Consider the following 21,149-nt stretch of genomic DNA (forward strand, 5'->3'; position numbering starts at 1 on the left):
GCTCGGCGGCGGGGACGGTTTCTCCGGCGTCGTCAGCCGGATGCTGCGCGACCTCGCCGGCAACGCGCCGACGATCGCCGGCGACCCGCGCGCCGACGCGACCGACCTGGCCCGCCGCGTCGCCGGGCTCGCCGTCACGGCGGCCGGGACCGCCCGTCCCGCCCCACCGCCGGCGGACGCCCGCCTCCGGGCCCGGATCGAGACCTACCTGCGCGCGAATCTCGCGGACCCGGACCTGTCCCCGGAGACGATCGCCGCGGCGCACTTCATCTCGACGCGTCACCTGCACCGCCTGTTCGCCGGCACCGGCCGGACGGTCGGGCAGTGGCTCCGGGCGGAGCGGCTCGAACGCGCCCGCCACGACCTGGTCACCGGGCAGGGCGGCGTGGCGGAGATCTCCCGCCGCTGGGGCTTCAGCGACCCGGCGGTGTTCAGCCGGGCGTTCAAGGCCGCGTACGGCACGGCACCGAGCCGCCTGCTGCCCGGGTCCGGGTAGCGTGGCCGCCGTGACCGACGCCTGGACCGACCCCGCCGCGGAGGAGGAATCCGCCCCCGTGGGCGCCGTTGGAGATGACATCTCCACCGAGATCCGCGACGACGGTGGAGATGACATCTCCACCGAGCGCCCCGCCGAGCCCGGGGACGACGTCTCCGCCGAGGGGGAGCCTGCGGTTGACGAGGCGGTCGACGAGGCAGTCGACGAGGCGGTCGACGACGCGGCCGAGGACTTCCCGGCCGACGAGCCCGCGGGGATCCCGGACGAGCCGGAGCCGTTCGTCGAGGAGATCGCAGCGGCGGCGGACCTGCCGGAGACCGGGGACGCGCGGGTCGACGAGGTGCTGAACAAGCTGGCGGGGATCGAGCAGCTGCCGACCGTCGATCACGTGGCCGTCTACGACGAGGTTCATCGCGGTCTGCAGGACGCCCTGGCGAACCTCGACCAGGGCTGAGGTGGCTCCGCGGAGGTTGCGCCTCGACGCGGAACTCGTGCGGCGCGGGCTCGCCCGCTCGCGGGAGCACGCGTCCGAGATGATCGCGGCCGGCCGGGTGAGCGTCGCGGGCCGGACCGCGACCAAACCCGCCACGCAGGTGGAGTCCGCGGACCCGATCGTGGTCGCGGAGGACGACTCCGACCCCAACTACGCCTCGCGGGGCGGGCACAAGCTCGCCGGCGCGCTCGACGCGTTCGACGCCCGGCCCGGCGGCGGCCCCCGGGTCGAGGGCCGGCACTGCCTGGACGCGGGTGCCTCGACCGGCGGGTTCACCGACGTCCTGCTCCGCCGCGGCGCCGCGCACGTGGTCGCGGTCGACGTCGGCTACGGCCAGCTCGCCTGGTCCATCCAGTCGCACGAACGCGTCACCGTCCGCGACCGCACCAACGTCCGCACGCTGACGCCCGAGGAAGCGGGGGACCCGCCGCCCGAGCTGATCGTGGCGGACCTGTCGTTCATCTCCCTGGTCAAGGTGCTGCCCGCCCTCGCCGGGGTCGCGGCGCCGGACGCGGACCTGGTCCTCATGGTCAAACCGCAGTTCGAGGTCGGGAAGGCGAACCTCCCGGCCGGCGCGGTGGTTCGCGACCCGGGTCTGCGGGCCGAGGCCGTGCGCTCGGTCGCAGCCGCCGCCGCTGAACTGGACCTGGGGATCCGCGGAGTCACGGCGAGCCCTCTGCCCGGACCGAGCGGGAACGTCGAATACTTCCTCTGGATGGCCGCGGGTGCTCCACCCCTGGACGACGCCGACCTGGCGGCGGCGATCGAGGCAGGACCCCAGTGAGCGCAGCACCCCCGAACGCAGCACCCCCGAACGCAGCACCCCCGAATGCAGGAGGCCCGGTGGACCAGCGGACGGTGCTGCTGGTCGCGCACGTCGGCCGCCCGGACGCCCTGGACGCCGCGCGCCGGGCGGCGACCCGGCTGCTGGAGGCCGGGATCGCGCTGCACGCCACCGAGGTGGACGCCAAGGCGCTGCTGCTCCCCGACATCGAGGTCGTCGCCGCCGACGGCGCCGCCTCGGCGGGCTGCGAGCTCGCGCTCGTCCTCGGGGGTGACGGCACCCTGCTCCGCGCGGCCGAGCTGGCCCGCGACCCGGGGATCCCGCTGCTCGGGGTGAACCTCGGCCACGTCGGGTTCCTCGCCGAGGCCGAGCGAGAGGAGCTCGGTGAACTCGTCGACCGCGTCGTGGCCCGCGACTACACCGTCGAGGAACGGATGACGATCGATGTCACCGTCACCGTCGACGGCGAGCTCGTCGCCTCGACCTGGGCGCTGAACGAGGCGTCGGTGGAGAAGGCGGCCCGCGACCGGATGCTCGAGGTCGTCGCGGAGGTCGACGGACGCCCGCTGTCCCGGTGGGGCTGCGACGGCGTCGTCTGTGCGACCCCGACCGGCTCGACGGCCTACGCGTTCTCGGCGGGCGGCCCGATCGTGTGGCCCGAGGTCGACGCCCTGCTGATGATCCCGATCTCGGCCCACGCGCTGTTCTCGCGCCCGATCGTGGTGTCGCCGCGGTCGCGGCTCGCGGTCGAGGTGCAGTCCGACACCCCGCACGGCGTGCTCTGGGTCGACGGCCGCCGGACCTGGCCGCTGCCGGCCGGGGCGCGGGTCGAGGTCGTCCGCGGGGCCGTGCCGGTCCGCCTCGCCCGGCTGCACCAGGCGCCGTTCACCGACCGACTGGTCCGCAAGTTCGAGCTGCCGGTGCGCGGCTGGCGAGGCGCCGCCGAGCACCGGACCGACCCTGACACCGGAACCTGAGGGGGCATCAGGTGCTGGAGGAGATCGCGATCCGCGAGCTCGGCGTGATCGAGGACGCCGTGCTGGAGCTCGGTCCCGGCCTCACCGTGCTGACCGGCGAGACCGGCGCGGGCAAGACGATGGTGATGACCGCCCTCGGGCTGCTGCTCGGCGGCAAGGCGGACTCCGGCCTGATCCGGACCGGCGCCGAACGTCTCGTGCTCGAGGGTCGCGTCCGCGTCGCGCCCGACTCCGCCGTCGCCGCCCGCGCGATCGACGCCGGGGGAGAGCTCGACGAGGACGTCCTTCTCCTCGGCCGCACGGTCACCGCGGAAGGTCGCTCGCGGGCCTACGTCGGCGGCCGGTCCGCCCCCGTGGGGCTGCTCGGCGAGCTCGCCGAGGACCTCGTCGCCGTCCACGGCCAGCACGACCAGCAACGGCTGCTCCGTCCGACCCGGCAGCGCGAACTGCTCGACCGCTACGGCGGCGACCCGGTGGCCAAGGCCCTGACCGCGTACCGGCGGACCCACGACCAGCTGCTCGAGGTCCGCGCCCGCCTGACCGAGATCACCGGTCGCGCGCGGGAACGGGCGCAGGAGGCGGACCTGCTGCGCCTCGGCCTGGCCGAGATCGAGGCCGTGAACCCGGAGCCGGACGAGGACGTCCGTCTCGCCGCGGAGATCGAGCGGCTCGCCCACGCCGACGCTCTGCGCGCCGCGGCGACCGGCGCGCACGACCTGCTGCTCACGGACGCCGAGCGCAGCGGCACCGACGCCGCGACGCTGGTCGGCAACGCCCGCAACGTCCTCGACGCCATGTCCGCCCACGACCCGGAGCTGGCCGCGCTGGCCCAGCGGGTCGCGGAGATCTCCTACCTGCTCGCCGACGTCACCGCGGACCTCGCGTCCTACGCCGCCGGCGTCGAGGTCGACCCCGCCCGGCTGCAGAGCGCGCAGGAACGGCTCGCCGACCTCGGGCGGCTGCAGCGCAAGTACGGCGAGACGATCGCCGACGTCCTGGCCTACGCCGAGTCCGGCTCGGCCCGACTGCTCGAGCTCGACACCGACAGCGACACGACCGAGGAGCTGCGCGCCGAGGAGGCCCGCCTCGACGCCGAGCGCACGACCCTGGCCGCCGCCCTGACCAAGGCCCGCACCAAGGCCGCCGACCGGCTCGCGAAGGCGGTCACCGCCGAGTTGGCCGGGCTCGCGATGCCCAAGGCCGCGTTCACCGTCGCGGTGACGCCGGCCGAGTTCGGCCGCGACGGCGCGGACGAGGTCGAGCTGCTGCTCGCCCCGCACCCGGGTGCACCGGCGCGCCCGATCCAGCGCTCGGCGTCCGGTGGTGAGCTCTCCCGGATCATGCTCGCGCTGCAGGTGGTCCTCGCCGGCGCGGACCCGGTCCCGACGTTCGTCTTCGACGAGGTCGACGCCGGCGTCGGCGGCAAGGCCGCGGTCGAGGTCGGGCGGCGGCTGGCCGCGCTCGCCCGGACGTCGCAGGTCCTCGTCGTCACCCACCTCCCGCAGGTCGCCGCGTTCGCCGACCGCCACCTGCTGGTCGCCAAGGCCGACGACGGGCGCGTGACGCGGACCGGGGTGACCGTGCTCGAGGGGGAGGACCGCGTCCGGGAGCTCTCGCGCATGCTCGCCGGCCAGGAGGACTCCGCCGCGGCCCGGGCCCACGCCGAGGAACTGCTCGCCGCGGCCGCCGAGGGGTAACTGGCCTCTGACGTGGGAGAATCCCGGTCATGAGGTGGCCGCACCGCACCCGGGCGCGGGTGAACTCCGACCCCGGAGTCTCCGCGGTGGTCCGGGTGGACCGGCGCACCAAGAACCTCACCAAGCGCCTGCGTCCCGGCGAGATCGCGGTCATCGACCACGAGGACCTGGACCGGGTCAGCGCCGAGGCCCTCGTCGCCTGCCGCGCGCGAGCGGTCGTCAACGCCGCCCCGAGCATCAGCGGGCGCTACCCGAACCTCGGGCCCCAGATCCTCCTGCAGGCCGGGATCCCGCTGATCGACGACGCGGGCGCGGACCTGCTCGAGTTCGTCGTCGAGGGGGAGGTCCTGCGGCTGGAGGGCGGCACCCTGTACCGCGGGACCGACGCGGTGGGCCAGGGGGTCGTGCGCACCGCGGAGGACGTCGCCGAGGCCATGGAGAAGGCCCGCGAGGGGCTCTCGGACCAGCTGCGCGCCTTCGCGGCCAACACGATGGAGTACCTCGAGCGTGAGCACTCGCTGCTGCTCGACGGTGTCGGGATCCCGGACCTGACCACGGACCTCGACGGCCGCCACGCGCTGATCGTCGTGCGCGGGCACCACTACCGCGAGGACATCGCGACGCTGCGCCCCTACATCCAGGAGTACCGGCCGGTGATGATCGGCGTCGACGGCGGCGCCGACGCGCTGCTGGAGGCCGGGTACACCCCGCAGCTCATCGTCGGCGACATGGACTCGGTCTCGGACCGGGCGCTGTGCTGCGGCGCGGAACTCGTCGTCCACGCCTACCGCGACGGACGCGCCCCGGGTCTTGAGCGGCTGCAGGCCCTCGGCCTCGACGCGGTCGTCTTCCCGGCCACCGGCACCAGCGAGGACGTCGCGATGCTGCTCGCCGACGACTGCGGGGCGAGCCTGATCGTCGCCGTCGGCACGCACGCCACGCTCGACGAGTTCCTCGACAAGGGCCGCGCCGGCATGGCGAGCACGTTCCTGACCCGGCTGCGGGTGGGCGGCAAGCTCGTCGACGCCAAGGGCGTGTCCCGGCTGTACCGGTCGCGGGTCAGCAACTGGCAGCTGGCCTTCCTGCTCCTCGCGTGTCTGGTCACCATGGCCGTCGCGTTCACGGCCTCCCCGTCGGGTCGCGCGATCGGCACGACCCTCTCCGACCAGTGGGGCGACTTCACCTACTGGCTGAGCAACAAGGTCTAGGCGGCAAGATCGTCCTGTGGTCTCCTTCCGCTACCACCTGGTGTCGCTGATCGCTGTCTTCATGGCGCTCGCGACCGGCATCCTGGTGGGCAGTTCCCTGCTGAACCAGTCGCTGATCGACTCGCAGCGCTCGACGATCTCCCAGCAGCAGACCGAGAAGGACAACCTGCGCCGGGACCTCGACTCCGCCCGCAACGAGGTCGCGTACCGCAACAGCTACCTCGACGCCCTCGACGACCGGCTGCTCACCGGTCGCCTCGCCGGCCAGCGCGTGCTGCTGGTGACGATGCCCGGCGCCGCCGGTGGGGACGCGGACGGGCTCACCGAGATCCTCGGCAAGGCGGGCGCCCGGGTGACCGGCCGCCTCAGCGTCTCCGAGAACTGGTTCGCCACGGCCGACGACGAGGGCGACGGACCGGCGAAGGCCCAGACCCGTGAGGAGATCGTCCGCAAACACGCGATCCCGGAGCTGCGCGGGCAGCCGGCGGCCGTCCAGCTCGCGGGGGCGCTGCTGACCAAGGGCGGGACGGACCGTGCGGTCGCGCCCACCGCGAAGACGTTCCTCGAGCAGCTCGACCGCGGCGGCTTCCTCTCGCGCAACAACCTCGCGGACCGTGCCGACCTCGCGGTGATCCTGCTCGCGACGCCGACGGACCCGGCGCCCACGACCCCGGACCGGGTCGCCCGCGGGCTTCCGGCGCTGGCCGCGGCGCTGGACGCCGCCGGCAACGGCGTCGTCGTCGCGGCACCGACCAAGGCCGCGACCGGCGCCGCGATGGAGGCGCTGCGCAAGGACAACGCGACCCGGCGCACGATCAGCACCGTCGACACCGTCGAGGCCGTCTTCGGCCGCGTCGCGCTGGTCTTCGCGCTCGTCGAGCAGATGAGGGGCGGGGCCGGGCACTATGGCGCGGCGACGTCCTCGGACGCCCCGCTGCCGCCCGAACCCGCCCCGGGGAAACGATGAGCACCCGATCCACCGTTCTCGCCGCGACGCTCGGCACCCTCGCCGCGCGGGGCGCCTACGCGGCCGCCCGGCGCCGCCGCGGGTCCGACCGGCGCTGGGAACGCATCAACCACCGCGGCCGCAGCCTCACCCTGCTCGAGGGACCGGCCTACACCGCCGGCGCCGCGACCTCCGTCGCACTCACCCCAGGGCTGTCCGCGCCGGCCCGCGCGGCCGGGGCCCTCGCGATCCTCGGCGCCGGCGCGATCGGTGCCTACGACGACCTCGGCGGGTTGCGGACCCAGCAGGCCAAGGGGTTCGCCGGGCACTTCGCCGCCCTGCGCGAGGGCCGGCTCACCAGCGGCGCGGTCAAGGCGGGCGGCATCGGGGCGACCTCGCTCGCCGCGGCGGCCCTGGTCTCCGTGCGACCGCGCGACGCCCTCATCGGCGGGGCCGTCGTCGCCGGGTACGCGAACCTCGCCAACCTGTTCGACCTGCGCCCGGGCCGCGCGCTGAAGTTCGGGCTCCTGCACGCGCCGCTGGTGGCGGCGGGCGGACCGTCCGGGGCGTTGCTCGCCGGGCCGCTCGGCGCCGCCGCGGGTCTGCTGCCGGCCGACCTCCGTGAGGAGGCCATGCTCGGCGACGCCGGGGCGAATGCGCTCGGCGCCGCGCTCGGCACCGCCGTCCTGCTGCGCTACGGCACCCGCGGCCGCCTCGTCCATCTGCTCGGCCTCGCCGCCCTGACCGCCGCCAGCGAGAAGATCAGCTTCACGCGCGTCATCGCCGCGACCCCGCCGCTGCGCTGGTTCGACGAACTCGGCCGCGTGCCCCACCCGACCGCGACGTGAGCGACCCGGCCGCGCCGTCGCCCCCTCCCTCCCTGGCCCGGGGTTTCGCCGCCGGCCTGATCGGCGGGGCGGTCACGGTCGCGGTGGTGACGGTCGTCGCCCGGGTCGTCGGGCTCGGCCGCTGGGTCGTGTTCTCCAAGACCGTCGGCGGCGGTTGCCTCGCCGACGCCTACAACACCGCGAACCTGGTGCCGAACGTCCTGTTCGAGGTCGTCGCCGGGGGAGCGCTCGCCGGGGCGGTGGTCCCCGTCCTCGCCGGCGCCGTGGCGCGCTCCGACCGCGCCGCCGTCGACCGCACCGTGTCCGCCCTGCTGTCGTGGACGCTCGCCCTCCTCGTCCCCGTCACCCTCGTGCTCGCGCTGCTGTCCCGGCCCGTCGTGCGCGTCCTGCTCGGGAACGACGTGGACTGCCCCGGCGCCGTCGACGCCGGGACGCGGATGCTGCTGATGTTCACCCCGCAGCTGCTCTGTTACGGCCTCGCGGTCGTCCTCGGGGGCGCGCTCCAGGCCCACCGCCGGTTCCTCGCCGCCGCCGCGGCGCCGCTGGTGTCCAGCCTCGTCGTGATCGGGGCGTACCTCGGTTTCGTCGCGCTGGCCGACGGCGAGCGGGCCGCCGACGCGATCCCGCGCTCGGCCGAGGCCGCCCTTGCGGTGGGCACGACGCTGGGCGTCGTGGCGATGGCGATCGCGGTCGCGGTGCCGATCCGCTCCGCCGGCGTCACCGTCCGCCCGACGCTGACGTTCCCGCCCGGCGTGCTGCCCCAGGTGCGGCGCCTCGCCGGAGCGGGCCTGGCCGTGCTGCTGGCGCAGCAGGGCGCGCTGGTCGTCATCGCGCTGCTCGCCAACCACGCCGGCGACCCCGGGGCCCTGACCGCCTACGTGTGGTCCTGGGCGGTCTACCTCGTGCCCTACGCCGTGCTCGCCGTGCCGATCGCGACCAGCGCCTTCCCGCGCCTCGCCGCAGCCGCGGAGGCGGGGGAGACCGAGCGCCTCGCCCGGCTGACGGCCGGCACCACGCGGGCGGTCCTCGTCGCCGCGGCCGCCGGCGCCGCGCTGGTCGCCGCCGCCGCGGTCCCCGCGTCTCGGGTGTTCGCCTCCAACGGCGGCTCGAACGACCCTGACGCGCTCGCCGCCGGGATCGCGGCGTTCGCGCCCGGGCTGGTCGGCTACGGGCTCGTCGCGCACCTGACACGGGTTCTCTACGCCGGACACCACGGCCGCGCCGCCGCCCGCGCCGCCACGACCGGCTGGGCCGTGGTCGTGGTCGCGGACGTCGCGCTGGTCGCCGCCGTGGCCGAGCGGCACACCGTTCTCGCCCTCGGCATCGGCAACGCCATCGGCATGACGGTGGCCGCGGTCCTGCTCCTGGCCGCCGTCGTGCACCGTTCCGGCCGGGCAGCCGTCGCCGGCCTGCCCCGGACCGCGGTCACGGCCCTGCTCGGCGGCCTCGCCGGCGCCGCCGTCGGTGCCCCGCTCGGCGCGCGGTTCGACGACGCCGGGTTCGTCGGCGGTCTGGTCGGCACCGCCGCCTGCGCCGCCCTCGCCGGGACCGTCCTGCTCGCCGTCGTCGCCCTCGGCGACCGCGGGACCCTCCTCGCCGTCCGCGGCAGCCTGCGCCCCGCCGCCCCGACCCTTGGAGATGACATCTCCACCGGATCGGCCCCGTCTCGTGGAGATGACATCTCCACCGAGGGGCGGGCGCGATGAGCGAGCCGCGGGTCCTGCTCGTCCTCGCCGGGAGCACGGGCGGGATCGGGCGTCACGTGCGCTCGGTCGTCGACGGCCTCGTGGCGGCCGGCATCCCCGTCGCCGTCGCCGGGCCGGAACGCGGCGACCTCGATTTCGGCTTCAGCCGGGCCGGGGCGGTGTTCCACGCCGTCGAGATCGGGGGAGCTCCGAGCGCCGGGGACGTCGCGACCGTCCGCGCCCTGACCACCGCGATCACCTCCTGGCGCCCGACGGTGATCCACGCCCACGGGCTCCGGGCCGCCGCGGTCGCCGTGGCGGCGCGCACGGCCGCCCGTGCCCGGGGCCGGACGTCCCCCGCCGGCCGGACGTCCCCCGCCGGCCGGCCGCGACCCGGGCTGGTCGCGACCTGGCACAACGTGCCGGTCGTCGCGGGCGCCCGCCGGGCGCTGCAGCACGGTCTGGAGGCCGTCGCCGCCCGCGGGGCGGACCTGACCCTCGGGGCCTCCGCGGACCTGGTCGACCGCGCCCGCCGCTCCGGCGCCCGGCACGCCCGGCTCGGGGCGGTCGCCGCGCCGCCCCTGCCGCCGGCCACCCGGGACCCGGCGGAGGTTCGCGCCGAGCTCGGGGCGGCCGAGCGGCCGTTGCTGCTCGCGGTCGGCCGCCTGGCCGTGCAGAAGGACTACCCGACGATGCTGGCGGCTGCCCGCCACTGGGCCGCGGCGGAGCCGGCGCCGGTCCTGGCGATCGCGGGGGACGGGCCGCTGGCCGACGCCCTGGCCGCCCAGGTGGCCCGGGAGGGCCTGGACGTCCGCCTGCTCGGGGCCCGCCGCGACGTGGCCGACCTGCTCGCCGCCGCGGACGCCGTCGTCCTCTCCAGCACCTGGGAGGCCCGGGCGCTGGTGGCGCAGGAGGCCCTGCGGGCCGGGGTGCCGCTGGTGGCGACGGCCGTGGGCGGGGTCCCGGCCCTGGTCGGCGACGCCGCCCTGCTGGTCCCGCCCGGGGACCCGGCCGCCCTGGCCGCGGCGGTCCGGCGGGTCCTCACCGAGCCCGAACTGGCCGCCGAACTGGCGGCGGCGGGCCGGCTCCGCAGCGCTGCCTGGCCCGACGAAACGACGGTGCAACAGGAGTTGATCAAGCTTTATCGTGAGTGGCGTGACGGGGCACCCCCGCCGATCCCGTAGGCTGGAGTTCCATGGCGGCGCCGCACATCACCAAGCACCTGTTCGTCACCGGCGGCGTTGCGTCGTCGCTCGGTAAGGGACTCACCGCTTCCTCCCTCGGGAACCTGCTCTCCAAGCGCGGGTTGAGGGTCACGATGCAGAAGCTGGATCCCTATCTCAACGTCGACCCCGGGACGATGAATCCGTTCCAGCACGGCGAGGTCTTCGTCACCGACGACGGTGCCGAGACCGACCTCGACGTCGGGCACTACGAACGGTTCCTCGACACCGAGCTCCACGGCTCCGCGAATGTGACGACGGGTCAGGTCTACTCCGCCGTCATCGCCAAGGAGCGCCGCGGGGAGTACCTCGGCGACACCGTCCAGGTGATCCCGCACATCACCAACGAGATCAAGGCACGCATCCGCCGCATGGGCGGCGAGAACGTCGACCTCGTCATCACCGAGATCGGGGGCACGGTCGGCGACATCGAGTCGCTGCCGTTCCTCGAGGCCGCGCGCCAGGTGCGGCACGAGGTCGGCCGCGACAACGTGTTCTTCCTCCACGTCTCGCTGGTCCCGTACATCGGGCCGTCGGGCGAGCTGAAGACCAAGCCGACCCAGCACTCCGTCGCCGCGCTGCGCAGCATCGGTATCCAGCCGGACGCGATCGTCTGCCGCTCGGACCGCCCGATCCCGTCCAACGTCAAGCGCAAGATCTCGCTGATGTGCGACGTCGACCAGGAGGCCGTGGCCGCCGCCGTCGACGCCCCGTCGATCTACGACATCCCGAAGGTCCTCCACGCCGAGGGCCTCGACGCCTACGTCGTGCGCCGCCTCGGCCTGCCGTTCCGTGACGTCGACTGGACGGCGTGGGACGACCTGCTCCGCCGCGTCCACACCCCGGCGAACGAGCTGGTCGTCGGCCTCGTCGGCAAGTACATCGACCTGCCCGACGCCTACCTGTCGGTGACCGAGGCCCTGCGCCACGGCGGCTTCGCGCACGACGCGAAGGTCCACATCCGCTGGGTCCCGTCCGACGAGTGCGCGACGCCGGAGGGCGCCGCGGCCCAGCTCGACGAGTGCGACGCGATCTGCGTCCCCGGCGGGTTCGGTGTGCGCGGCATCGAGGGCAAGATCGGCGCGATCAAGTACGCCCGCGAGAACAAGATCCCGCTGCTCGGCCTGTGCCTGGGGCTGCAGTGCGTCGTGATCGAGTACGCGCGCGACGTCGCCGGGCTCGAAGGCGCGAACTCCGCGGAGTTCGACCCGGCCGCGCAGCACCCGGTGATCGCGACGATGGCCGACCAGCGTGACGTCGTGGCCGGCGAGCGCGACATGGGCGGCACGATGCGTCTCGGCCTCTACCCGGCGAAGCTGGCCGAGGGGTCGATCGTCCGCGAGCTGTACGGCGAGCCGTACGTCTCCGAGCGCCACCGCCACCGCTACGAGGTCAACAACGAGTACCGCGCGCAGATCGAGCGCGCCGGCCTGGTCTTCGGCGGCACGTCGCCCGACGGCCGGCTCGTCGAGTACGTCGAGCTGCCGCGGGACGTCCACCCGTTCCTCGTCGCGACGCAGGCGCACCCGGAGTTCCGGTCCCGCCCGACGCGCGCCCACCCGTTGTTCGCCGGTCTGATCGAGGCCGGGCTCGTGCGCCGCAAGGAGCGCTCGAACCCGCCGCAGCAGTCCGAGTACGCGGTGGCGCGTTGAGTTCGTCCGCCGCTCCACTGGCCGACACCGACGACGCCTGGAAGGTCTTCGACTCCGCCACCGCCTTCACCGGCGGCGTCGTGTCGATGCGCGTCGACGAGGTCGCGATGCCGGGCAGCCTCGTCGCCAAGCGCGACGTGCTCGTCCACCCGGGGTCGGTGGGGATCCTCGTCCTCGACGACTCCGAGGACACCCCGAAGATCCTCATGCTGCGGCAGTACCGGCACCCGGTCCAGCGCCGCCTCTGGGAGTTCCCCGCCGGGCTGCTCGACGAGAACGAGTCGGCGCTGACGGCGGCCAAGCGTGAGCTCGAGGAGGAGGCCCACCTCCAGGCCCGCGACTGGCGCGTCCTGCTCGACGCCTACACCTCGCCGGGCATCAGCGACGAGGCCGTCCGGATCTACCTCGCCCGCGGCGTGCGTCCCGCCGACGGCGAGCGCCGCGCCGCGGTCCACGAGGAGGCGGACATGGAGCTGCGCTGGGTCGCCCTGTCCGACGTCGTCACCGGCGTCCTCGGCGGACGCCTCCACAACCCGCTCGTGGTCATGGGCTCTCTCGCCCTCCAGAACGTCCTCACCGCCGGCGGGCTCGACTCGCTCCGCCCCGCCACCGCCCCCTGGCGCGACCGCCCCGCCTGACCCCCCTGTCAAGAAAGGGTGACACCCCTTACTGCGCAGTAAGGGGTGTCACCCTTTCTTGACAGTGCGCGCCACGAGGTAGGGCGCGTCAGTAGCTGATCTCCTCGACGCCGTCGAAGGAGTCGAGGCCGGGGCCGCCGAAGCCGCGGTCACGGCCGGGCCCCCCGATGATCACGTCGTCACCGGGGCCGCCGCGGAGAGTGTCGTTGCCGGCGCCGCCGCAGAGAATGTCGCGCCCACCCTTGCCGTCGATCTCGTCGTCGCCGCCCCGGCCGACGATGACGTCGTCACCCGGGGTACCGACGATCCGGTCCGCGCCGGGGGTGCCGACCATCGTCGCGGGCTTGCCCGCGCACTGCGGCGTCCCCTCCGGGACCGAGGACTCCTGGGCCGCGGCCGGCGGCACGAACGTCACCTGGACGACGCCGTCCTGCAGCAGCCCGGACGGGCCGAGCGAGAACCGGACCGACGTGGCGACCCGGGTGTCGGCGAAGCTGCTGCCGCCGCCACCACCACCCAGGCCGGGCGGGGACGCGGCCTGCGGACCTCCGTCGGCCCCGCCGCCTCCGCCGCCGTAGAAGCCACCGCCACCACCGCCGCCGGCACCGAGACCCGCGGCGTTCGCCCCGGCGCCGCCGACGCCCTTCGCCCCGCCGACGGCCGGGGTCGAGTACCGGGTCGCCATCGAGCCGAGTCCGCCGTCGAGGTCGGTGCCGCCCCCGCCGCCCTTGGCAACGGCGTCGGTCGCCCGGGCCCCGCGGCCGTCCTTGCCCTCGTGCCGGCCGGCCGCGCCACCGGCGTCGCCGCCGTTCAACCCGGCGGGTCCGCGGTCACCGAATCCGGCGCCCGACGCGCGTCCGCCGCCCCCGCCGCCGCCCCCGGCCGCGAGGAGCGGCACGGTCGAGGCGTCCGTCGGGTCCTGACCCGCGTACATGACGAAGGTTCCGCCACCCCCACCGCCGCCGCCGGCCCCCGTGTCGGTCGAGACGCCGCCGCCGGGTGCGCCGCCGTTGACCCCACCGGCGCCGCCGGTCGGCTCGCGGCGGGCGTCGGGCATCCGGCCCGGCTCGCCCCGGGCGCCGACGTAGAGGTCGAGCTTCGTGCCGACGGCCAGCGCGAGCGTCGCGGTGACGATGCCGGCCCGGCCACCCCGGCCACCGGACGCCCCTGGCCCGCCCGTGCCGCCGCGGGCGGTGATCGTGATCGAGGAGACGCCGTCCGGGACCCGAAAGGCGACGGGGGAGTTGGACGGGGTCGTGTACAGGCACGAGACGAGGCGCGCGTCGACCTGGGTGCAGGCGGCCGGGAGCCGCTCCGGGGATGCGTCGGACTCCGCGACGGTCACGGCAGCGCACCCCAGCACGATCGCGAGCGCGAGGGGGCGAAAGACCGGGATCTCGGCGGCCACCCGGCGAAATTAGTGCCCCACGGCTCCGGCACCTCGCATCTGGTGCGGCGCGGCGCGCCCGTCCGAGCGTCCGGACGGGCGCGCCGCGCAGCAGAAGTTGCGGACTCAGCCCGCCAGGAACTCCGTCACCATCGGCCCCACGACGTCGAGCCGCTCGAGCTGCGGGACGTGGGCGGCACCCGAGAGCACCTCGGCCCGCGCGTTCTGAATCAAGCGCGCGAAGTCGTGCGCGTACTCGGGGGAGATGATCTTGTCCTCGGCACCCCAGATCACCAGCGTGCGCGCGGTGATCCGGTGGATGCGCCGGCTCAGGCCGCGGTCGGGGATCGGCCACCAGTACTTGCCCGCGACGCCCATCGCCCACTGCAGCGCGATGAGCACCTCACCGAGGGCCTCCGGATCGGTGGGCATCGCCAGCGCCGCCTGCGCGACCGGCCCGGTCGGATCGGCGAACGCTGCCGCCGCGAGTTCGGGCAGCTCGAGCAGGTACGGGTTCTGGAACGGCCGGCCGTCGGTCCAGAGCCCGATCGGGCAGAGAAGGACCATCGACGTGACGCGGTCGGGGAACGTCGCCGCGAGGTCGGCCGCGACCATTCCGCCGAACGAGTGCCCGACGACCGCCGCCGACGAGATCCCGCACGCGGTGAGGATCTCCTCGTAGACGAGGGTGAGTTCGTAGTTGTCGGTGATCGGCTTGTGCGCGTCGGGCTCCCCGGGAGCGGTGCCGGGCAGGTAGGGCGCATAGACCGTGTGGGTCTGCGCCAACGTGTCGAGGAACGGGTCCCACTGCAGCCCGAGCACCGGGTGCAGGAACACCAGCGGCGGCCCGTCGCCGGCCACGAGGACCTGGGTGCGGACGTCACCGTCCCAGACCTCGAGGTCAAGGGTCCGGACGTCGTGGACGGAAGAGTGCTGCATCGTCGTCTCCCTCGCCTCAGACCGCTCGCGGGCCACGGAGCTTGGCCGGCCACCAGTGGTTGACCCAGCCCTCGTCGTCCCAGATGTCGCGCAGCTTCGGCAGGACGTCCTGGCAGAACAACGAGATCGAGTCCTTCGTCAGCTCGTGCGGCATCGACCCGATGTGCTGAAGCACCATCAGATTTCCGACGCGCAGATCCTTCACCGCGCCGACGAGCTTGTCCGCCACCGTCGCCGGGCTGCCCGCGATGACGATGTCCTTGTCGACGAAGTCGGCGTAGGTGAAGTTCTTGAAGTTCGCCATGATCTCCATCTGGCGAATGGCCGACCCGCTGCGGATGCCGTTGGCGAGGCTGGCGTGGTCGAGGTGTCCGGGCAGACCCCACCAGGGGAGCGGCACGTGCATGCACTTGTCGAAGAAGTAGCGGATGTGCTTGCTGAACAGCTTCTCCGCCTGCGCATCGGTGTCGGCGACACAGACCATCTGCGCGAAGCCCGCGCGGTAGGGGTTGCGGTCCAGCCCCTCCTCGTCGACGAAGTGCCAGAAGCCGTCCATCACCTTCTTGCCGAGCTGGGAGCCGAAGAAGGAGAGCATGCAGTAGTTGTGATTGTGCTTCGCCGCGAACTTCCACGTCGACAGCGAGCCGAGGCCCGGGATCCAGACCGGCGGGTGCGGGTCCTGCAGCGGCCGGGGCCAGATGTTCACCGACGGCAGCTGGTTGTAGCGGCCGTTGAAGGCGAAGGTCTCCTTCGACTGCCACGCCTTCAGGATCAGCTCGTGCGCCTCGTAGTAGCGCTCGCGCTGCTCGATCGGCGGGATGCCCATGCACTGGTTGGCGTCCATCGACGTGCCGGCCGGCATGCCCGCGATCAGGCGTCCGCCGGAGACCATGTCGAGCAGCGCGTACTCCTCGGCGATCCGGATCGCCGGCTGCGTGTTCGGCAGCGTGGCGCCGATCTGAAGGATGCCTACGTCGAGGTCGGAAGTCTCGCGGGCGAGGGACGTGCCGATGAGGTTCGGGTTCGGCATGAAGCCGTAGGCGTTCTGGTGGTGCTCGTTCACGCCGATCGCGTCGTAGCCCGACCGGGCCGCGTGGATCAGCTCGTCCATCGAGTGGTTGTAGTACTGGGAGATCCGTTGCGGGTCCGGGACGAGTTCGTGCCAGGGCGGGGTCACCCACACGGACTTGTACCGCTCGGTGAAGTCCTCCGGGAGTTCCCGATGCGGCATCAGATGGACCATCGAGACCTTCATTGCGCCTCCTCGCGCCATTGCGGGCTGGCCGCGACCGACGCTAGGCCCCCGGGGACGGTGAGTCCATGTCTCCTTTCGGTGACGGCCCCCGCGGGCCTCCTAGGCTGAGTCCATGAGGATCGGCGTGCCGCGCGAGGTCAAGGAACACGAGTACCGGGTGGCGATCACGCCGTCGGGCGTCCACGAGTTCGTCCGGCACGGGCACGAGGTGTTCGTCGAGCACGACGCCGGCGCCGGGTCGTCGATCTCCGACGCCGACTTCGTGGCGGCCGGCGCGACGGTCCTGCCGAGCGCCGACGACGTGTGGGCCACGGGGGAGATGGTGCTCAAGGTCAAGGAGCCCGTGGCCGAGGAGTACGGCCGGCTGCGCCCCGACCAGGTGCTGTTCACCTACCTCCACCTCGCCGCGTCGGCGGAGTGCACCCAGGCGCTGCTCGCCGCCGGCACCACCGGCATCGCGTACGAGACCGTCCAGCTGCCCGACGGCACGCTGCCGCTGCTGTACCCGATGAGCGAGGTCGCGGGCCGGCTCGCCCCGCTGGCCGGGGCGTACCACCTGATGCGCCCGGGCGGCGGCCGCGGCGTGCTGATGGGCGGGGTGTCCGGGGTCTACGCCGCCAAGGTCGTCGTGATCGGGGCGGGCGTCGCCGGCATGAACGCCGCGGCGATCGCCGTCGGCATGCACTCCGAGGTCCTGCTGCTCGACAAGAACATCGCGAAGCTCCGCGAGGCCGACCGGATCTACCAGGGCCACGTGCAGTCGGTGGCGTCGAACGCCTACGAGATCGAGAAGGCCGTGCTCGACGCCGACCTCGTCGTGGGTGCGGTGCTGGTACCGGGGGCGAAGGCGCCGAAGCTGATCTCGTCGGACCTCGTGTCGCGGATGAAGCCGGGCACGGTCCTGGTCGACATCGCCATCGACCAGGGCGGGTGCTTCGAGGACTCACGGCCGACGACCCACGGCGACCCGACGTACGAGGCCAACGGCTCGATCTTCTACTGCGTGACGAACATGCCGGGCGCCGTGCCGCACACCTCCACCTACGCCCTCACCAACGTGACGTTGCCCTACGCGCTCGAGATCGCGGACCTCGGCTGGCGCGACGCCGCCCGCCGGGACCCCGCCCTCGCCCTCGGCCTGAACACCCACGCCGGGCAGGTCGTCTACGGACCGGTCGCCGAGGCCCACGGCCTCCCCGCGACCCCGTTGACCGACGTCCTGGGCTGAGGGTCCTCAGCTGGGGCGGCGAGCGGCCGAAGGGTCGCCATGGTCACCTCACGAGCCTCCGCACGCCTCCACACCGCCCGCAGCGTCGCTGCCGTCCTCGCCCTGGCCGCCGGCGGTCTCGCCGTCGCGACGCCCGGCGCGCACGCCGCGACCGCGGGCGTCTGCACCACGACGGACCTGTACGGCCTCATCACCTGCGTCTACACCGATCCGACCGTGGCCGACTACGAGTTCGTCGTTCCCGCCGGCGTCACCAGCGTCCAGATCACGGCTGCCGGGGCGCAGGGTGGCAGCAGCGCCGCCCCGGGCGGCGCAGCCACGACCGGCGGTCTGGGCGGGTTGAGCGCGGGCATCTTCGCCGTCGTCCCGAACACCGTTCTGCACGTCCGGGTCGGGGGAGCGGGCGGCAACGGAGGGAACGGATTCGGGGGTCCGGGCGGGCTCAACGGCGGCGGGGCCGGCGGCTTCGGCATCCTCGACTTCGGCGGAGGTGGCGGGGGCGGCGCCTCCGACGTCCGACTCGACGGCACGGCGACGACCGATCGCATCGTCGTCGGCGGGGGCGGCGGCGGTGGGAGCGCCTTCACCGGAGGCGCCGGCGGCGGCAGTGCCGGCGCGAACGGTCCGGCGGCGGGGGCAATCGGCGCCGCGCAGGGCGGCACGGCCGGCAGCCCGGTCGGTGGCGCCGGCGGCACCGGTTTCACCCCGGGCGGGTCCGGCACGGACGAGCTCGGCGGAGCCGGCGGTGACGCCCTCGTCGGTACCTCGGGTGGCGGCGGAGGCGGCGGCGGGTTCGCGGCCGGTGGTGGCGGCGCGTCCGACTTCCTGGGCAGTGGTGGCGGTGCCGGCGGCAGTGGCTACGTCGCCCCGATCGCCGAGCTCGGCTCCGCGCAGAACGACTCGGGCGTGCGGGCCGGCGACGGCGTCGTCCGGATCGCCTATCGCGCCGCGTCCCTGGAGGGACCGAAGGGCGACAAGGGCGACACCGGTCCGGCCGGGCCGGCCGGACCGCAGGGCCCGGCCGGGCCCGTCGGACCCGGCGGGTCGAGCAGCGGCCCGGGCTGCTCCGGGGCGCTCGACCAGCGCAAGGCCACCGGCCCGCGCACCATCGTCGGCACCCCTGGGGACGACGTGATCTGCGGCTCCAGGTTCGGCGACGTGATCGACGGCAAGGGGGGCAACGACGTCATCTACGGCTACGGGGGCAACGACACCATCCGGGGCGGCGCGGGCCACGACGTCGTCTACGGCGGCACCGGCAACGACACGCTGATCGGCGGGCGCGGCGACGACGTCCTGCGCGGCGGCCGGGGCCGTGACGTGCTCCGCGGCGGCAAGGGAGCCGACGTCCTCTACGGCGGCAAGGGCCGCGACCAGCTCATCGGCGGCGCGGGTCGCGACGTCCTCGACGGGCGCCCGGAGAGCTGACACCGGAACGCTGACACCGGCGCGTCGCAGTGGTTATGTCAGTCCGACCCGGTAGTCCTGTCTGCCATGACTACCGAGGTCGGCCTGGCGCTGCGGGGCTACCTCGACCATCTGGCGGTCGAGCGGGGCCTGGCGCAGAACACGCTGCTGTCCTATCGCCGGGACCTCAACCGCTACGCGACGGTCCTGCACGACCGGGGGATCGCGGACGTGGCGGCGGTGACCGAGCAGGACGTCAGTGACTTCCTCGCCCGGCTCCGCCAGGGCGACGACGACCACCCGCCGCTGTCGGCGAGCTCGGCGGCGCGGGCGGTCATCGCCGTCCGCGGCTTCCACAAGTTCGTCGTGCGCGAGGGGATGGCGCAGGTCGACCCGGCCCGACCGGTGCGCCCGCCGAAGCGTCCGCAGCGGCTGCCCAAGGCGATCCCGCTCGAGGCCGTGCAGGCTCTGATCGAGGCGGCGGGCAAGGGTGCGCGCACCGAGCTGACGACACGGGACTCGGCGCTGCTCGAACTGCTCTACGGCACCGGCGCGCGGATCTCCGAGGCCGTCGGGCTCGACGTCGACGACCTGGATCTGGAGTCGCGCACGGTCCGCCTGCTCGGCAAGGGCGGCAAGGAGCGGATCGTCCCGCTCGGCAGTTACGCGCTCGAGGCGCTGGACCGCTACCTCGTCCAGGGCCGGCCGGTCCTCAACCAGGCCGGGAAGGGCATCCCCGCCGTATTCCTCAACGCCCGCGGCGGTCGGTTGTCGCGGCAGAGCGCGTGGGCCGTCCTCGCCGCCGCGGCGAAGGCGGCAAACCTGGACGTCGAGGTCTCCCCGCACACCCTGCGGCACTCGTTCGCGACGCATCTGCTCGACGGCGGGGCCGACGTGCGCGTCGTCCAGGAACTGCTCGGACACGCCTCGGTCGCGACCACCCAGCTGTACACGCTGGTGACCGTCGACCGCCTCCGCGAGGTCTACGCGAGCTCCCACCCGCGGGCGCGCTGAGAAGTCACTCGGGTAACATCAGCCCCACCCGCAACACAATGCGAGGACGTTGTCAAGGACCCTCGCGACACGCCGCGCCGGTGCCGCGGAACTTGCCTCGCAGTGGTGGACCCTGAACGGGACGACCAGTGCCCTCGCGGAGAAAGTCGGCAGCACATGACGGAGAAGTTCGGATCGCGATTCGCCGCCACCGCACGGGCCGACGAGTCGTTCCCGCCCTTGCCGACGGCACGGGCCGTGGTCCCGAAGGACCGCTGGTCCCCGAACCGTCCGTCGAACCACGTCGACCAGGAGGCGCTCGCCGAGGACCCGGTCTTCGGCGTCGACTCGGCCCCGGCCGCGTCGGCTCCTGTCGCTGAGCCCGCGGAGTCCACCAAGGCCGCCGGCAAGCTCGGCCCCACGGGTCGCCCGCTGCCGCACTTTCCGGAGCCGCCGCCGCTGGAGCACCACGGCCCGGCAACCGTCATCGCCATGTGCAACCAGAAGGGCGGGGTCGGCAAGACCACGTCGAGCATCAACCTCGGCGCCGCGCTGGCCGAGTACGGCCGCCGCGTCCTGCTCGTCGACTTCGACCCGCAGGGCGCGCTCTCCGTCGGCCTGGGGATCAACCCGCACGAGCTCGACGTGACGATCTACAACCTGCTCATGGAGCGCGGGACGCGCGTCGAGGACGTCCTGCTCAAGACGAACGTCGACGGCCTGGACCTGCTGCCGTGCAACATCGACCTGGCCGCGGCCGAGGTCCAGCTGGTCAACGAGGTCGCGCGCGAGCAGAGTCTGTACCGGGCGCTGCAGCCGGCGATGGCCGACTACGACGTCATGATCATCGACTGCCAGCCGTCGCTGGGCCTGCTCACGCTGAACGCCCTGACCGCGGCGCACTCGGTGATCATCCCGCTGGAGTGCGAGTACTTCGCGCTCCGCGGCGTGGCCTTGCTCACGGACACGATCGCCAAGGTGCAGGAGCGCCTCAACCCCGAGCTGCGCCTCGAGGGCATCCTCGCGACGATGTACGACTCACGGACCGTCCACGGCCGCGAGGTCCTCAGCCGCGTCGTGGAGGCGTTCGGCGACGGCGTGTTCCACTCCGTGATCGGACGGACCGTCAGATTCCCGGAGACCACGGTCGCCGGTGAGCCGATCACCACCTACGCGTCGTCCTCGACGGGCGCCAAGGCCTACCGCCAGCTGGCGCGGGAGCTCCTCGCCCGGCCCCGCGAGGAGCAGGCGGCGCATCGCCGCTGACGGCGCCGGCCCCGGCGTCGGTTAAGG

Annotated in this window: 19 protein-coding genes; 16 read left to right on the top strand and 3 right to left on the bottom strand. The window is 74.0% G+C overall.

Annotation, left to right across the window (positions count from 1 at the left end):
- The 12 genes from ABD401_RS16330 to ABD401_RS16385 form a co-directional block, all read left to right on the top strand.
- On the top strand, positions 1 to 496 hold a 496-nt coding region (locus ABD401_RS16330), incomplete at its 5' end, for a helix-turn-helix transcriptional regulator (protein WP_344606604.1).
- Between the two features lie 10 nt (positions 497 to 506).
- Positions 507 to 950 carry a prolipoprotein diacylglyceryl transferase gene (locus ABD401_RS16335; RefSeq protein ID WP_344606606.1) on the top strand — a complete coding sequence of 148 codons (444 nt, stop codon included), beginning with the start codon at positions 507 to 509 and terminating at the stop codon, positions 948 to 950.
- Between the two features lies 1 nt (position 951).
- Positions 952 to 1,773, top strand: coding sequence for a TlyA family RNA methyltransferase (locus ABD401_RS16340; RefSeq protein ID WP_344606608.1), 822 nt, complete (start codon positions 952 to 954; stop codon positions 1,771 to 1,773).
- A 59-nt stretch (positions 1,774 to 1,832) separates the two neighbouring features.
- Positions 1,833 to 2,750 carry an NAD kinase gene (locus tag ABD401_RS16345; RefSeq protein WP_344606611.1) on the top strand — a complete coding sequence of 306 codons (918 nt, stop codon included), beginning with the start codon at positions 1,833 to 1,835 and terminating at the stop codon, positions 2,748 to 2,750.
- An 11-nt stretch (positions 2,751 to 2,761) separates the two neighbouring features.
- Positions 2,762 to 4,447, top strand: coding sequence for a DNA repair protein RecN (recN, locus tag ABD401_RS16350; RefSeq protein ID WP_344606613.1), 1,686 nt, complete (start codon positions 2,762 to 2,764; stop codon positions 4,445 to 4,447).
- Between the two features lie 29 nt (positions 4,448 to 4,476).
- Positions 4,477 to 5,655, top strand: coding sequence for a putative cytokinetic ring protein SteA (gene steA / locus ABD401_RS16355; protein WP_344606615.1), 1,179 nt, complete (start codon positions 4,477 to 4,479; stop codon positions 5,653 to 5,655).
- Positions 5,656 to 5,671: 16 nt separating this feature from the next.
- A complete protein-coding gene (locus ABD401_RS16360; RefSeq protein WP_344606617.1) occupies positions 5,672 to 6,622 on the top strand; it encodes a copper transporter in 951 nt (316 codons plus the stop codon).
- Entirely contained in the window at positions 6,619 to 7,449 is an 831-nt protein-coding gene (locus ABD401_RS16365) for a hypothetical protein (protein ID WP_344606618.1), read from the top strand. Before ABD401_RS16360 ends, ABD401_RS16365 begins: the two co-directional genes overlap by 4 nt.
- Positions 7,446 to 9,155, top strand: a complete 1,710-nt coding sequence (gene murJ / locus ABD401_RS16370) for a murein biosynthesis integral membrane protein MurJ (RefSeq protein ID WP_344606620.1) — start codon at positions 7,446 to 7,448, stop codon at positions 9,153 to 9,155. The genes ABD401_RS16365 and murJ overlap by 4 nt, the downstream gene beginning before the upstream one ends.
- Positions 9,152 to 10,318 (top strand): glycosyltransferase family 4 protein, encoded by a 1,167-nt coding sequence (locus ABD401_RS16375; protein WP_344606622.1) that lies wholly within the window; start codon positions 9,152 to 9,154, stop codon positions 10,316 to 10,318. Before murJ ends, ABD401_RS16375 begins: the two co-directional genes overlap by 4 nt.
- Before the next feature lie 11 nt (positions 10,319 to 10,329).
- Positions 10,330 to 12,009, top strand: a complete 1,680-nt coding sequence (gene pyrG / locus ABD401_RS16380; protein WP_344606624.1) for a CTP synthase — start codon at positions 10,330 to 10,332, stop codon at positions 12,007 to 12,009.
- Complete coding sequence (locus ABD401_RS16385; RefSeq protein WP_344606626.1) at positions 12,006 to 12,647, top strand: NUDIX domain-containing protein; 642 nt, start codon at positions 12,006 to 12,008, stop codon at positions 12,645 to 12,647. Before pyrG ends, ABD401_RS16385 begins: the two co-directional genes overlap by 4 nt.
- An 88-nt stretch (positions 12,648 to 12,735) precedes the next feature.
- Here ABD401_RS16385 and ABD401_RS16390 read toward each other — a convergent pair whose 3' ends face one another.
- The 3 genes from ABD401_RS16390 to ABD401_RS16400 all read right to left on the bottom strand — a co-directional run bounded on the left by ABD401_RS16390 (position 12,736) and on the right by ABD401_RS16400 (position 16,228).
- Positions 12,736 to 14,055, bottom strand: a complete 1,320-nt coding sequence (locus tag ABD401_RS16390; protein WP_344606628.1) for a calcium-binding protein — start codon at positions 14,053 to 14,055, stop codon at positions 12,736 to 12,738.
- 105 nt (positions 14,056 to 14,160) lie between these two features.
- Positions 14,161 to 14,973 carry an alpha/beta fold hydrolase gene (locus ABD401_RS16395; RefSeq protein ID WP_344606630.1) on the bottom strand — a complete coding sequence of 271 codons (813 nt, stop codon included), beginning with the start codon at positions 14,971 to 14,973 and terminating at the stop codon, positions 14,161 to 14,163.
- Positions 14,974 to 14,989: 16 nt separating this feature from the next.
- Positions 14,990 to 16,228 carry an LLM class flavin-dependent oxidoreductase gene (locus tag ABD401_RS16400; protein WP_344606632.1) on the bottom strand — a complete coding sequence of 413 codons (1,239 nt, stop codon included), beginning with the start codon at positions 16,226 to 16,228 and terminating at the stop codon, positions 14,990 to 14,992.
- Between the two features lie 112 nt (positions 16,229 to 16,340).
- Between ABD401_RS16400 and ald the strand changes: the two genes are divergently transcribed.
- The 4 genes from ald (at position 16,341) to ABD401_RS16420 (ending at position 21,122) form a co-directional block, all read left to right on the top strand.
- Positions 16,341 to 17,456 carry an alanine dehydrogenase gene (gene ald, locus ABD401_RS16405; RefSeq protein WP_344606634.1) on the top strand — a complete coding sequence of 372 codons (1,116 nt, stop codon included), beginning with the start codon at positions 16,341 to 16,343 and terminating at the stop codon, positions 17,454 to 17,456.
- Positions 17,457 to 17,495: 39 nt separating this feature from the next.
- Positions 17,496 to 18,884, top strand: a complete 1,389-nt coding sequence (locus ABD401_RS16410; RefSeq protein WP_344606636.1) for a calcium-binding protein — start codon at positions 17,496 to 17,498, stop codon at positions 18,882 to 18,884.
- Between the two features lie 66 nt (positions 18,885 to 18,950).
- A complete protein-coding gene (xerD, locus tag ABD401_RS16415) occupies positions 18,951 to 19,877 on the top strand; it encodes a site-specific tyrosine recombinase XerD (RefSeq protein ID WP_344606638.1) in 927 nt (308 codons plus the stop codon).
- A gap of 156 nt (positions 19,878 to 20,033) precedes the next feature.
- Complete coding sequence (locus tag ABD401_RS16420; protein WP_344606640.1) at positions 20,034 to 21,122, top strand: ParA family protein; 1,089 nt, start codon at positions 20,034 to 20,036, stop codon at positions 21,120 to 21,122.
- Positions 21,123 to 21,149: the final 27 nt, after the last annotated feature.

Source organism: Sporichthya brevicatena, assembly GCF_039525035.1.
GTDB classification, from domain to species: Bacteria; Actinomycetota; Actinomycetes; order Sporichthyales; family Sporichthyaceae; genus Sporichthya; species Sporichthya brevicatena.

Bases quoted from the DNA above. Each gene is read 5' to 3' on its own strand.
- steA (WP_344606615.1), top strand. From the start codon at position 4,477: ATGAGGTGGCCGCACCGCACCCGGGCGCGGGTGAACTCCGACCCCGGA.
- ABD401_RS16365 (WP_344606618.1), top strand. From the start codon at position 6,619: ATGAGCACCCGATCCACCGTTCTCGCCGCGACGCTCGGCACCCTCGCC.
- ABD401_RS16375 (WP_344606622.1), top strand. From the start codon at position 9,152: ATGAGCGAGCCGCGGGTCCTGCTCGTCCTCGCCGGGAGCACGGGCGGG.
- pyrG (WP_344606624.1), top strand. From the start codon at position 10,330: ATGGCGGCGCCGCACATCACCAAGCACCTGTTCGTCACCGGCGGCGTT.
- ABD401_RS16395 (WP_344606630.1), bottom strand. From the start codon at position 14,973: ATGCAGCACTCTTCCGTCCACGACGTCCGGACCCTTGACCTCGAGGTC.
- ABD401_RS16400 (WP_344606632.1), bottom strand. From the start codon at position 16,228: ATGAAGGTCTCGATGGTCCATCTGATGCCGCATCGGGAACTCCCGGAG.
- ald (WP_344606634.1), top strand. From the start codon at position 16,341: ATGAGGATCGGCGTGCCGCGCGAGGTCAAGGAACACGAGTACCGGGTG.
- ABD401_RS16410 (WP_344606636.1), top strand. From the start codon at position 17,496: ATGGTCACCTCACGAGCCTCCGCACGCCTCCACACCGCCCGCAGCGTC.
- xerD (WP_344606638.1), top strand. From the start codon at position 18,951: ATGACTACCGAGGTCGGCCTGGCGCTGCGGGGCTACCTCGACCATCTG.
- ABD401_RS16420 (WP_344606640.1), top strand. From the start codon at position 20,034: ATGACGGAGAAGTTCGGATCGCGATTCGCCGCCACCGCACGGGCCGAC.